The 12,726-nt window shown below is 66.2% G+C and carries 11 protein-coding genes; 10 read left to right on the top strand and 1 reads right to left on the bottom strand.

The genetic code is table 11. The features are described 5' to 3' along the window. Window positions 1–359: 359 nt before the first annotated feature. The 5 genes from ACQPYR_RS02330 (at window position 360) to ACQPYR_RS02350 (ending at window position 6,505) form a co-directional block, all read left to right on the top strand. A complete protein-coding gene (locus tag ACQPYR_RS02330) occupies window positions 360–1,934 on the top strand; it encodes a peptide ABC transporter substrate-binding protein (protein ID WP_433627039.1) in 1,575 nt (524 codons plus the stop codon). A gap of 64 nt (window positions 1,935–1,998) precedes the next feature. Beyond that, window positions 1,999–2,925, top strand: a complete 927-nt coding sequence (locus ACQPYR_RS02335) for an ABC transporter permease (RefSeq protein ID WP_433627042.1) — start codon at window positions 1,999–2,001, stop codon at window positions 2,923–2,925. After that, window positions 2,918–3,871: an ABC transporter permease gene (locus ACQPYR_RS02340; RefSeq protein WP_433627045.1), complete on the top strand. Its 954-nt coding sequence runs from the start codon at window positions 2,918–2,920 to the stop codon at window positions 3,869–3,871. The genes ACQPYR_RS02335 and ACQPYR_RS02340 overlap by 8 nt, the downstream gene beginning before the upstream one ends. Before the next feature lie 8 nt (window positions 3,872–3,879). Then, entirely contained in the window at window positions 3,880–5,571 is a 1,692-nt protein-coding gene (locus tag ACQPYR_RS02345) for a dipeptide ABC transporter ATP-binding protein (RefSeq protein ID WP_433627047.1), read from the top strand. A 187-nt stretch (window positions 5,572–5,758) separates the two neighbouring features. Then, window positions 5,759–6,505: an oxidoreductase gene (locus ACQPYR_RS02350; RefSeq protein ID WP_433627050.1), complete on the top strand. Its 747-nt coding sequence runs from the start codon at window positions 5,759–5,761 to the stop codon at window positions 6,503–6,505. A gap of 494 nt (window positions 6,506–6,999) precedes the next feature. Here the strand turns inward: ACQPYR_RS02350 and ACQPYR_RS02355 are convergent, their stop codons facing one another. Continuing rightward, the gene (locus ACQPYR_RS02355; RefSeq protein WP_433524202.1) at window positions 7,000–7,869 is read right to left on the bottom strand and encodes an HAD family hydrolase; all 870 of its coding nucleotides are present in this window, start codon (window positions 7,867–7,869) and stop codon (window positions 7,000–7,002) included. A 367-nt stretch (window positions 7,870–8,236) separates the two neighbouring features. Here ACQPYR_RS02355 and ssd point away from each other — a divergent pair, with 367 nt between their 5' ends. From ssd to ACQPYR_RS02380, 5 genes are all read left to right on the top strand, one after another. Then, window positions 8,237–9,346, top strand: a complete 1,110-nt coding sequence (ssd, locus tag ACQPYR_RS02360; protein ID WP_433627054.1) for a septum site-determining protein Ssd — start codon at window positions 8,237–8,239, stop codon at window positions 9,344–9,346. Beyond that, window positions 9,343–10,530, top strand: a complete 1,188-nt coding sequence (locus ACQPYR_RS02365; RefSeq protein WP_433627056.1) for a TadA family conjugal transfer-associated ATPase — start codon at window positions 9,343–9,345, stop codon at window positions 10,528–10,530. Before ssd ends, ACQPYR_RS02365 begins: the two co-directional genes overlap by 4 nt. 8 nt (window positions 10,531–10,538) lie before the next feature. Continuing rightward, entirely contained in the window at window positions 10,539–10,742 is a 204-nt protein-coding gene (locus tag ACQPYR_RS02370; RefSeq protein ID WP_433627058.1) for a hypothetical protein, read from the top strand. Between the two features lie 191 nt (window positions 10,743–10,933). Beyond that, complete coding sequence (locus ACQPYR_RS02375) at window positions 10,934–11,530, top strand: type II secretion system F family protein (RefSeq protein ID WP_433627061.1); 597 nt, start codon at window positions 10,934–10,936, stop codon at window positions 11,528–11,530. Between the two features lie 41 nt (window positions 11,531–11,571). Further along, window positions 11,572–12,189, top strand: coding sequence for a type II secretion system F family protein (locus ACQPYR_RS02380; RefSeq protein WP_433627064.1), 618 nt, complete (start codon window positions 11,572–11,574; stop codon window positions 12,187–12,189). Window positions 12,190–12,726: the final 537 nt, after the last annotated feature.

A 12,726-nucleotide genomic window follows, 5' to 3' on the forward strand; every position in this document is an offset into this window, starting at 1 on the left:
TTCCATCGCGTCACCGCGGCGGGTATCCTGCGCGATCCGCTGACAAACCGAGCCTTCGGTAGCTATCGTCATAGATCAACCAGCTCCGGATCCCGGAAGCCCCAACGGAGGCATACTTCCGGCGGATGGCTGTCTTCTCCTTAATGTTTAGCGCGTTTCGACGATGTTGCCGGATTGGTAACAAGTGGAACGAACCTCTGTCAATCCGGTGACAAGGCTGCTTCGAATAGCTAACGTCCCAGGCATTCCAAGGCGGATCGAGTCGAGGCACGCTGGGCAGATACCCATGCGTCGTCGCGGATCCCCTTCGCCTGTCTCGAAATCGGGAGAACGCGTTGAGATTCAACAGAGCTACAGCGTTGACCGCGGCAGTCCTGCTGGCCACAAGCCTGGGACTGTCCGCATGTTCGTCGAGCGATAGTGCCGACGCCGACGTAGTCACCACCAACGGTGGCGAACCGCAGAATCCGTTGGTGCCGACCAACACCAACGAGAACATGGGTGGCCGCGTCGTGGACCGGCTGTTCGCGGGTCTGAAGTACTACGACGGCAAGGGCGTGGCACACGACGAGATGGCCGAGTCCATCAAGACGAACGACCGCAAGACCTACACGATCACCATCAAGCCGGACTGGAAGTTCACCGACGGCAGCACGGTGACCGCGAAGTCGTTCGTCGACGCCTGGAACTACGGCGCCCTCGGCACCAATGGTCAGCTGCAGAGCTACGCGTTCACCCCGATCGTCGGATTCGACGAGGTGTCGGTGGAAAAGCCCACGGCGCAAACGATGTCGGGGCTGAAGGTGGTCGACGACCGAACCTTCACCGTCGAGCTGAAGTCACCGTCCATCGACTTCGAGACCGAACTCGGCTACGCACCGTTCTATCCGCTGCCCGATGCCGCGTTCAAGGATATGAAGGCCTTCGGCGAGAACCCGATCGGCAACGGCCCGTACAAGTTCCAGACCTGGGAGCACAACGTCAAGATCGACTTGGTGCCCAACCCGGACTACAAGGGCGGCCGTGCGCCGAAGAACAAGGGGCTGCGCTTCGTCATGTACCAGTCGTTCGATACCGCCTACTCGGATCTGCAGGCAGGCAATCTCGATACCCTCGACACCATTCCGGACAGCGCACTGACTTCGTACAAGAAGGACCTCGGCGATCGCGCGATCCTGGAGCCGTCCGCGCAGAACCAGCACATCGGCGTCCAGTCCAATGTCCCGCATTTCGGCGGTGAGGAAGGGCTGCTGCGGCGCCGGGCCATCTCGATGGCGATCAACCGGCAGCAGATCTGCGACACCATCTTCAACGGCACCAAGATTCCGGCGCGCGACTTCACCTCGAGCACCCTGCCCGGATTCAACGGCAACCTGCCCGGTTCGGAGGTGTTGAAGTACAACCCCGAAGAGGCGAAGAAGGTCTGGGCGCAGGCCGATGCCATTTCACCGTGGTCGGGACGCTACGAAATCGCCTACAACTCCGACGGCGGCCACCAGGCGTGGATCGAAGCGGTGGCCAACAGCATCAAGAACACCCTCGGTATCGACGCGGTCGGTGCGCCGTATCCGACATTCAAGAACATCCGAGATCTGGTGAACCAGAAGACGATCGGCAAGTCGTTCCGCTACGGCTGGCAGGGCGACTACCCGACCATGCTGCAGTTCCTCACCTCGCAGTATTACAGCTACTCCGAGACCAATAACGTCGACTACAAGAGCCCTGAATTCGACCACCTGCTCGACGCCGCACTGGCCGCGCCGACGCTGGACGAGTCGTACAAGATCGTGGCGCAGGCGCAGGCGTTGCTGATCAAGGATATGGCCGATATCCCCGTGCTCGATTATCTTGCCGCGGCGGGACGTTCGGACAAGGTGAAGAAGGCCGACCTGGCCTGGAATGGTCTGTTCGACTTCGAAAACATCGAGAAGTAGCCGCTCGGCGCGGTCGTGCCGCACATTCCGACGGCACGACCGCACCGCTCACCCAGGAGATGAAATGGCCTGGTATGTCGTGCGGCGTCTGCTCCAAATGATCCCCGTCTTCCTCGGGGCGACGCTGCTCATCTATGCACTGGTCTTCTTAGTTCCGGGCGATCCGATCCACGCGCTGGCCGGTGACAAGCCGATGACGCCTGCCGTCGAGGCCCAGTTGCGTGCGCGCTATCACCTGGATCGTCCCTTCATCATGCAGTACCTGCTATATCTGAAGGGCATTTTTACGCTCGATTTCGGGACGGCCTTCTCCGGCCGCCCGGTGCGCGACGAACTTGCCCGCGCCTTCCCGATCACCATCAAATTGGCGTTCATGGCCGTGCTCATCGAGGGCGTCTTCGGTGTCGTCTTCGGTCTGATCGCTGGACTGCGCAAGGGCAAACTGTTCGATTCCACGCTGCTGGTGGTCAGTCTGATCATCATCGCGGTGCCGATCTTCGTGATCGGCTTTCTGGCCCAGTTCGTACTGGGTGTGAAGTGGGGGATCGCGCCGGTGACCGTTACCGGTAAGGCGAGCGTCGGTGAATTGCTCGTGCCCGCATTCGTTCTCGGGTCGTTGTCGTTCGCCTATGTACTGCGGCTGACCCGAAATTCGGTGGCGGAGAACATGTCCGCCGATTACGTTCGCACCGCGACCGCGAAGGGCCTCAGTCGCCCGCGCGTGGTCACCGTGCACATTCTGCGTAATTCGATGATTCCGGTGATCACCTTCCTCGGCGCCGATCTCGGTGCGTTGATCGGCGGCGCGGTCGTCACCGAGGGCATCTTCAATATTCCGGGCGTGGGTGGGACCCTGTACCAGGCGATTACCCGGGGTGAGCCGCCGACGGTGGTCTCGTTCGTGACCGTGCTCATCGTGATCTTCCTGATCTCGAATCTGATCATCGATCTGCTCTATGCCGCGCTCGACCCGAGGATCCGATATGCCTGAGCTCGAGAAGAAGATTCCGGACAGGCAGCAGCATTTCGTCGCACCGCCCGATGAGGTCGAGGTGCTGGCCACCGATCAGGTCGTCGATACCGGTTCGCCGACCAGCATCTGGCAGGACGCGTGGCGGCAGTTGCGCCGCAATCCGATCTTCATCGTGGCCGCGGTGCTGATCGTGTTCATCGCCATCGTGGTGCTGTGGCCCGGCCTGTTCTCCGATCAGGATCCGCGCTACTGCAACGGCGATTTCAGCATGGATCCGCGCGGGCCCGGACATCCGTTCGGTTTCGATAAGCAGGGTTGTGACGTCTACACCCGAACCGTTTACGGCGCCCGAGCTTCCGTGCTGGCGGGCTTGGGCGCCACCACGGTATTCCTGCTGGTCGGCGGCACACTCGGGGCCCTCGCGGGCTTCTACGGTGGGTTACTCGATTCGGTGGTGTCGCGCATCGCGGAGATCTTCTATGCGATTCCGCTGATGCTGGCCGCGATCGTCATCATGCAGTTGCTCGATTCGCGCACGATCTGGACCGTCATCCTGATCCTGGCCGCATTCACCTGGCCGCAGGCCGCACGCATCGCGCGCAGTGCGGTGATCGAGGCGAAGAACAGCGAATATGTCACGGCGGCAAAGGCATTGGGGGTCTCCCGAATACGCACGCTGCTGCGCCATGTGCTGCCGAATGCGGCCGGACCGCTGATCGTGGTCACCACGATCTGGCTCGGTGCGTTCATCGTCACCGAGGCGACACTGTCCTACCTCGGTGTCGGCCTGCCGCGCACGATCGTGTCCTGGGGTTCGGATATCAATACCAACCAGCACGAACTGCGCGGCGGGTCGCCGATTCTGTTCTATCCCGCAACGGCTTTGGCGCTCACCGTGCTGAGCTTCATCCTGCTCGGCGACGCGCTGCGGGACGCGCTCGATCCGAAGGCGAGGAAGAGGTGACCGCGGCGATGTCGGATAAACCATTGCTCGAGATCGAGGATCTCAACGTCTGCTTCTCCTCCGAGGGCAAGAAGATTCCGGCGGTGCGCGACGTCAGCCTGACGGTGTATCCCGGCCAGACCGTCGCCATCGTCGGCGAATCCGGATCCGGGAAGTCCACGACCGCGCACAGCATTATCGACCTGTTGCCAGGCACCGGACAGGTCACTTCCGGCTCGATCAGGTTCGACGGCAAGGATCTGGCGAAGGCGTCGAAGCGGGAGGTCGTCGCGGTCCGCGGTAGCGGTATCGGATTGGTGCCGCAGGATCCGATGTCGAATCTGAATCCGGTGTGGAAGATCGGGTTCCAGATTCGAGAGACCCTGGCGGCCAATGGCATTGCCAAGGGCAAGGCGGCCGAGCAGCGCGCCATCGAACTGCTCGAGGAAGCCGGGATGTCGGATGCGGCGCGTCGGGTGAACCAGTATCCGCACGAATTCTCCGGTGGTATGCGCCAGCGCGCGCTCATCGCCATCGGATTGGCCTGCCGACCCAAACTGCTGATCGCCGACGAGCCGACCTCGGCCCTCGACGTCACGGTGCAGCGGCAGATCCTCGACCATCTCGACGGACTCACCAGCGAACTCGGTACCGCGGTCCTGCTCATCACCCACGACCTCGGCCTGGCCGCCGAACGCGCCGAGCACCTGGTCGTGATGTATCGGGGCAAGGTGGTGGAATCCGGTCCGGCACTGCAGATTCTGCGCGAACCGCAGCACCTGTACACCAAGAAGCTGGTGAATTCCGCACCCTCGCTCGCCTCGCAGCGGCTGTCCTCGGTGCGTGAGCGCATAGCGGTGCGTAAGCAGGCCGTGCAGGTCGCGGAAGAGGTCGCGGCGGCCGATGCCGAAATCGCGGCGGTCTCCGATGACGTGGTGGTCGCACAGAATCTGACCAAGGCGTTCAAGATTCGGGGTAGCACGCCGTGGAAATCGACGGATTTCGTCGCGGTAGACGATGTGTCGTTCCGGCTGAAGCGCGGCACGACCACGGCCATCGTCGGTGAGTCGGGTTCGGGCAAATCGACTGTGGCACAGATGGTTCTGGGTCTGCTCGAACCGACGTCGGGTTCGGTGACCTTCGACGGTCGCGAAGTGGCGAAACTCGATCGCAAGGGCGCGTTCGCTTTTCGTCGTCGAGTGCAGCCGATCTTCCAGGACCCTTACGGTTCGCTGGATCCGATGTACTCGATCTACCGCACCATCGAGGAGCCGCTGCGCACGCACAAAATCGGCACCGCCAAGGAACGTGAGGCGACGGTGCGCGATCTATTGGACAAGGTGTCGCTGCCGTCCTCGGTAATGCGCCGCTACCCCAATGAACTCTCCGGTGGCCAGCGCCAGCGCGTCGCAGTGGCGCGTGCGCTCGCGCTCTCCCCGGAGGTCGTAGTGTGCGACGAGGCGGTTTCCGCGCTCGACGTCCTCGTCCAGGCCCAGATCCTCAAGCTGCTCAACGACTTACAAGCCGAGCTGGGTCTGTCCTATCTGTTCATCACCCATGACCTGGCCGTGGTCCGCCAGATCGCCGACGACGTCCTGGTCATGCAGACCGGCAGGATCGTCGAAGCGGCCACAACCGACGAGGTCTTCCAGAACCCCGAGGAGGAGTACACCCGCCGCCTGCTGGACGCCATTCCCGGACGGGACCTGCTGGCGGGCTGACCAGGGGAGATAGATACCTCGCTGACCCAACCCAGACGGAGCGAGTCTTACGAGCGACCCGTTCGCGGCCCGTCTCGCGTCCGAGCCGTCGAAGCGCATGCGACGCAGTCGCGAGTCTCGACGGCTCGGACGCGAGACACCAGGGGGCCGCGAACACGCAGCGCCGAAGGCGCTGCAAAATGACACAGTGACCGATCCGCTACAGCCCCTCGTCGATCTGCCAGGTGTGCGCGAAGCCGCCGATAAGGCGCGTGACGCGCTCGCCGCGGTGCACCGGCACAAGGCGAACCGGCGGGGCTGGCCGACCACCGCCGCTGAGGCGGCGGTGCGTGCCGCGCGCTCATCCGCCGCCATCGAGGGCGGCAGTACCGAACTGCCCGCCGACGGCCGGGTCGCGGATCCGATCCTGGCCGGCTCGCTGCGGGTCGGGCAGGCACTCGACGGTGACGCGTTGCGGAATCTGGTCGGCACCTGGCAGCGCGCACCGCTGCAGGCGCTGGCCCGGCTGCATCTGCTGGCCGCGGCCGATCTGGTGACCGACGAGGCGCTGCTCGGACGGCCACGCGCTGACGGCGGTGTGGCCGAACGGCTAGACCTGCTGGTGCAGACCGTGCTCGGCTCCAAGGCGCCCGCGCCGGTTATCGCGGCGGTCGTGCACGGTGAATTACTGACCCTTCGGCCGTTCGGTACGGCCGACGGCATCGTGGCGCGGGCAGCATCTCGACTGGTGGCCGCGTCCAGTGGACTGGATCCGCACAGCCTCGGCGTGCCGGAGGTGTTCTGGTTGCGGCGGCGTCAGCAGTATCTGGATGCGGCGGCCGGATTCGGCTCGGGTGCCCCGGATGCGGTGGGCGGCTGGGTGATCCTGTGCTGCGGCGCTTTCGAAGACGGTGCGCGAGAGGCGACATCGATCGGCGACGCGGCATCCGGATAGGGGTCTGCACACATCAAAGCGGGCGGCGTTGTCGTTGACGACCTCACCGCCCGCTAGCACGGATACCCGGTTACCAAGCGTGCTAGGTGGGTTGTGTTCTGCGGCCTCGGCGATTATCCGAACTCCGCCGGTTCATCCCCGCAACCTGTGCGAGGCCTTCGCCGTCGAAAACCCGGATCTCGCAGGCCCACAACGCTTCTGCCCTTGTCGCGGCGCGCTCCGCGTGGGTGCCTGGTGCCCGTGCTGGGAAGGGGAGGTCGGGGAGCTGAACCTTCTCTTCCGGTTCCGCTCAGGCCTTCCGCCCTTCCGTAGTTACCTTTCTACACCTGTGACTGCCCTCACATCAAGGCTTGGAAAAACATTAAATAACCGGCGTGTCTACCGGCATTTCATGGTTAAATGCCTGGTCGCGGCGGCCTCGGTCTCATGTCCGCAAGCCCTCCGTCACGCCCCTCGACAGCCCGGCGACGCGGTCCGCGCCGGGCGGCAATAGCTCAGCGGCGTCGACGCAACAGCCGGTAGCTGATCGCCCCGGCCAGCACCGCGCTCAGCCCGACCGCCGCCGTCGCGGCAAGGGTGGTCGACGACGGACTCTGGAAACGCGCCCACAGCGAGACCGGGTTGGAGAACGTGAGAATCGGCCAGCCCTTGGCCACCGCTTCGCGGCGCAGATTGCGATCCGGGTTCACCGCCGTCGGATGCCCTACCGCGCTCAGCATCGGTAGATCGGTCACCGAATCGGAGTAGGCATAACACCGCGAGAGGTCGTAACCCTCAGCGGCGGCGAGCTTTTCGATCGCGGTCACCTTACCCGCACCGTAGCAATAGAATTCGACCTCGCCGGTGTAGCGGCCGTCCTCGACCACCATCCGGGTCGCCGCGGTATGTGAGGCGCCGAGCACCTCGGCGATCGGACCGACGATCTCCTCGCCCGAGGCCGAGACGATCACCACATCGTGTCCCCGGATCTTGTGGTCGGCGATGAGATCCGCCGCCTCGGCATAGATCAAAGGGTCGACGAGTTCGTGAAGTGTTTCGGCAACAATGGATTTCACCTGCTCCACATCCCAGCCCGCGACCATATTCGTCAGATTGGCGCGCATGCGCTCCATCTGATCGTGGTCAGCGCCCGAGAGCATGAACAGGAAGTGGGCGTAACTGCTCTCCAGTACCGCGCGCCGGTTCAGCAGGCCCTGTGCGTAGAAGGGCTTACTGAACACGTAGGTGCTCGATTTCGCGATCACCGTCTTGTCGAGATCGAAGAAGGCGGCCACGCGCTCGCCACCGGCGCTCGGTCGCTTCGCCGGCGTCGCGTCCCGTGCCGTCTGGTCCTCGAGCTCTGTCTGGTCGCCATCGGCCGTCACCCGTTCAGAATATGCATGCCGCCGCGAGACTGTCGGACGGGTCGGGCGTCTGGTTCGTTCGGCGGGTTTGCCCCGGAGACGCCGGGCCGGTGGTGGCCACAAAGTTCTCCGTCGACAGACTTGCGTTGTGGCCCCGGCTTGGGTGTAGTATTGCTGGCACCTGGACATAGTCCAGGCGCGTTCAGCCCGACCCCCCGGGGCTGAACCCGACGGCCCCAGCCTCCTCCCCCCCCGGCTGGGGCCGTCCTCTATTTCGGGGTAGGTTCCCCCGGTTTCGGGCCTCCGGATTTATCCACACCCCCCGAGTTATCCACATTCGGCATATTCCGTCTTCTGCTCGGCTTCGTATTCGAGCACGCTGACCTGCATGAATCTCGAAGCCGCCCCGGCACTCACACCGCCGCCAGCGCTCGTGCTCATCCAGGACACCCGGCTGTGCGATGAGGTGCGCCGGGTCGCGGCGGCCGCCGAGCGCGAGCTCGACGAGCGCGCGCTCTCGGTCGGTCGGCACGCCTGGGTGGCGGCACCTCTGGTGATCCTCGACACGGTGGCGGCCGAGAGCTGTGCGCGGGCCGGTTATCTCCGACGGATCGGCATCGTGCTGGTGACAGACGGGGAACCCGGATTGACCGATTGGCAGGCCGCCGCGGCTGTCGGTGCCGAGCGCGTCATCGCGCTGCCCGGTGCCGCGGTCGGACTTATCGAGAAGTTTGCTGAGCACGGCGAATACCGCATGGGCGATGGTGTTGTCGTCGCGATCGCGGGTGCCGGCGGCGGTGCGGGCGCCTCCACATTGGCCGCGGCGACCGGACTGCGATCCGCCGCCGAGCGGTTCCGCCACGACACTGTGCTGGTCGACGGCGCACCGCTCGGCGGCGGTCTCGACCTGCTGCTCGGCATCGAGAACGGGGCCGGACTGCGCTGGCCGGATCTGGTGATCGAGGACGGCCGGGTGTCGGCCGCCGCACTGCACAGCGCACTGCCGGCAGCCGCCCCCGGACTGGCGGTGCTGTCCTGCGGCCGCGGCGGTGCCGGACGCTTGCCCGCCGAAATCGGCCCTGCCGCCGTGCGCGCCGTCATCGAAGCGGGCCGTGCCGCAGGCGATTTGGTGATATGCGATATCTCGGGCGAACGCGGCCCACACGCCGACCAGATGCTCGACGCGGCCGACCTCGTCGTCCTGGTCGTCCCAGCCCGCCTGCGCGCCGTAGCCGCCGCCGAAGCGGTCGTCGCCCATATCGGTAAGCGAAATCCCAATCAGGGCTTGATAGTCCGCGGCCCGGCACCCGGCGGACTCCGCGGCCCGGAGGTCGCCGAGGTCCTCGACCTCCCCCTCCTGGCCGCCGTCCGAGCCCAACCCGGACTGGCTGCCCGCCTCGAACGCGGTGGCCTTACTTTGCGCCGCGGGCCTCTCCGCGACGCTGCGGACGCGGTGCTCGGCGTGCTCGGCGCTCCCGCCGGGAAGGGGCTGCGATGAGTGCGCTGGTTACGTCGGAGTTGTTGGATCGGGTGCGCGAGCGGCTGTCCGGTGCGTCGGGGGATCCGGATCCTGCGCAGGTGGCGGCTGCTATCCGGGCCGAGGCGGGTGGCGTGCTCGGTGATACCGACCTGCTGCGGGCATTGCGGCTGTTACAGACCGAGATGACCGGGGCTGGGCTGTTGGAGCCGCTACTGCACGATCCCGGGGTCGCCGACGTGCTGGTGACCGCGCCGGATGCGGTGTGGATCGACCGAGGCCGCGGGCTGGAACGAACCTCGGTCGTCTTCCCCGATGAGGCGGCGGTACGCCGCTTGGCGCAGCGGTTGGCGCTGTCGGCCGGGCGGCGGCTCGACGACGCGCAACCCTGGGTGGACGGCCGCTTACCCGGAAGGGAAGCGGCACTGGGGGATTCGTTCGGAGTCCGGCTGCACGCGGTATTGGCGCCGCTGGCACACGGCGGCACCTGTCTGTCGCTACGCGTGCTGCGTCCGGCGACACAGGGATTGGATGCGCTCGCGGCAGCGGGCGCGGTACCCGGCGACGCGAAACTTCTACTGGAGCAGATCATTCGGGCCAGGCTCGCCTTCCTGGTGGTCGGCGGCACCGGCGCGGGCAAGACAACGCTCCTGTCCGGCCTATTGGCCAAGGTCGCTGCCGACGAACGCATAGTGTGCGTCGAAGACGCCGCCGAACTGGCACCCCCGCATCCCCACGTCGTGCGCCTGGTCGCGCGCACGGCGAACGTCGAGGGCGTCGGCGCGGTAACCGTCCGCGATCTGGTCCGGCAGGCCCTGCGAATGCGGCCCGACCGAATCGTCGTCGGCGAGGTCCGCGGCGCAGAGGTGGTCGACCTCCTGACCGCCCTGAACACCGGCCATGACGGCGGCGCGGGCACGGTCCACGCGAACTCACCCCGCGAAGTCCCCGCCCGTCTGGAAGCCCTTGCCGCGCTGGGCGGAATGGACCGAGCCGCCCTCCACAGCCAACTCGCCGCAGCCGTTCAGGTCGTACTGCACGTCCACCGCCGAGCCGACGGCTCCCGCGGCCTCCGCGAAATCGGCGTCGTAGACCGCGACCCACAAGGCCGCGTCGCCATAACCGCCGCCTGGCACGCCGACCGAGCCCCCACCCCGGCCGCATCCACTCTCACCCTCCTGCTGGATGAACGGCTCGGCCGGTGAATGCGGGCATGGAGCGCACGGCGCTCGCAACCCGGACCGCAGCGCTGTCGCGCATACTCGCGGTCCCGTCGTCGGATGTGGTACCGGTGCTCCTCGAGGAAGTGACTCCGGCGGCGTTGCGGTCCAGCCTGATCGAGGCAGCGGTGTACTCGGGAATTGCTGGTCGGATGGCGCCGGTGCGGTGCCTGGTCGGTGAACGGCTCGGTCGATGATCGCGGGATTGGTGTGTCTGGCGCTCGCGGTTCTGCTGGCGCCGCCGCCGAGTTCGCGACGTCGGTTCGTCAGGCTGTTCACGGCGTTGGGCGGCGCCCGAAAGTTCCGGCGGAGCAGTGGATTTCGGGTGATCTTCGGTGTTGTCATCGTGGGGGCGTCGGCCGTTGGTGTAGGTCCGTTGGCTGCGGCGATGTTGATTGCGGGAACGGTCGGTATTCGGGGGCGGTGGGCGAGCCGGGAGCGGCGGCGCAGTGCGGAGTGCGCCCATCTGTTGGACGCGCTCGAGGCGGTGATCGGGGAACTGCGGGTGGGTGCGCATCCGAGTGCGGCGGCGGAGGTAGCCGCGCAGGAGTCGCGCGGGGAGGCGGCACGCGTCTTCGCGGTGAGCGCGGCGCGCAGCAGACTCGGTGGTTCCGGCGCGGACGGGTTGCGCGATTCCGATTCCATCGTCGACGCGGAACTCGCCAGGATCGCCGACGCATGGGAGGTCGCCGAGCGCCACGGTCTAGCTCTCGCGGAACTACTCGTGGCTGCTCGCACGGACCTGTTGGGGCGCATCCGTTTTCGCACGCGCACCACAGCCGCACTGGCCGGTGCTCGCGCCACAGCGGCGGTCTTGGCGGGCCTACCGGTCCTCGGTATCGGCCTTGGCCAACTGATGGGTGCCGCGCCACTGCACGTGCTGCTGAGCCCGGGTGCCGGAACCGTACTGCTGCCACTCGGCGCGGCACTGGCGTGCATCGGCTTGCTGTGGACCGACGCGATCACGCGAAAGGTCTTCGTATGAAACAAATCTGCTGGTCGTTCACGGATTCGAAGGGGTTGCGAATGGTTGGAATTGCCAGTGCGCCACTGCTTTTGCTCGCGATGGCGTTGGTCGTGCTACCTGGACGAGTCGCGACGAATCGGCGATTGCGGGCGCTAGGAGAGTCGGGTCCACAGCCGGTCGCCCTGGTATCTCCCCGCAGCACCGACAGCGATCCGATGGCCATAGCCTCGGTATTCGACCTGCTGGCCGCCTGCCTACGAGCCGGATTGCCGATGGCATCCGCAGCCCGCGCAGTGGCGCCGAGCGCCCCGACGGCCCTCGGCGCGGCATTGCGCAAGGCAGCCGACCTGCTGGCACTGGGTGCGGACGCGGCAACCGCCTGGAATCAGGTGGCCCGCGACGGCGCAGACCAACCAGGCGCCGAGGAGGTCGATTCACTGGCCCGGATGGCCCGGCGCTCTGCCCGCTCCGGCGCGTCGCTCGCCACCGCCATCGGCGAACTGGCCGAACAGCGCCGCAGCGGAGTCGAGGATGCGGCCGCCGCCCGCGCCGAACGCGCCGGAGTCCTCATCGGCGGCCCACTGGGCCTCTGCTTCCTCCCGGCCTTCGTCTGCCTAGGGATCGTCCCCGTAGTAATCGGCCTCGCGAGCCGCGTCCTCGGAGGCGGACTGTTGTGAGAACCACACGGCAGGGAAGTACCGCATCACGAGCGACGGGTTCGCGAACGATCGAGTTACGAACGACCCAGCGAGGCGTTACCGGTTCCGGCAGTTCTCCTGCCCCGGACAGCGCAGCACGGGGCGCTACCGAGCTGGGAATGTCCACTCGGAGCAGGACCTACCCGGGCGCGATCGCGCCGGACTTTGTCGGGCCGGAGACCGCCGCGCGAGGCTCTGTCGATCACGGCTCTGCCAAAGGTGGCGTTGCTGAGCTGCTGGGTGCTGCGCTCGGGAGCGTTGAGCTGTGTGGTGCGGTGCCGGGACGCGCGCGGCCGGGAAGAGTGTATGCGCGCGGAGTGCGCGCGCGGGACATTGTCGACCCGGTGCAGGGCGCGCACGGTTCTATCGAACGCGGCCGTGTTGAAGGTGCCGTCGCGGAGCTACCGAGTGCGTTGCTCGGGACGCTTGGGCTGTGCGGCGCGGTGCCGGGGCGTGCGCGACGGGGAAGAGTGTGTCGGCGCGGAGTGGCCGCGTGGGCGGGAATGAGAGGGGAAC

The sequence above is a fragment of the Nocardia sp. CA-120079 genome (assembly GCF_050955745.1).
GTDB lineage: Bacteria > Actinomycetota > Actinomycetes > Mycobacteriales > Mycobacteriaceae > Nocardia.

Coding starts and splice junctions, on each gene's coding strand:
- ACQPYR_RS02380 (WP_433627064.1), top strand. CDS start 11,572: ATGGTTGGAATTGCCAGTGCGCCACTGCTTTTGCTCGCGATGGCGTTG.
- ACQPYR_RS02370 (WP_433627058.1), top strand. CDS start 10,539: ATGGAGCGCACGGCGCTCGCAACCCGGACCGCAGCGCTGTCGCGCATA.
- ACQPYR_RS02375 (WP_433627061.1), top strand. CDS start 10,934: ATGTTGATTGCGGGAACGGTCGGTATTCGGGGGCGGTGGGCGAGCCGG.
- ssd (WP_433627054.1), top strand. CDS start 8,237: ATGAATCTCGAAGCCGCCCCGGCACTCACACCGCCGCCAGCGCTCGTG.
- ACQPYR_RS02365 (WP_433627056.1), top strand. CDS start 9,343: ATGAGTGCGCTGGTTACGTCGGAGTTGTTGGATCGGGTGCGCGAGCGG.
- ACQPYR_RS02345 (WP_433627047.1), top strand. CDS start 3,880: ATGTCGGATAAACCATTGCTCGAGATCGAGGATCTCAACGTCTGCTTC.
- ACQPYR_RS02335 (WP_433627042.1), top strand. CDS start 1,999: ATGGCCTGGTATGTCGTGCGGCGTCTGCTCCAAATGATCCCCGTCTTC.
- ACQPYR_RS02340 (WP_433627045.1), top strand. CDS start 2,918: ATGCCTGAGCTCGAGAAGAAGATTCCGGACAGGCAGCAGCATTTCGTC.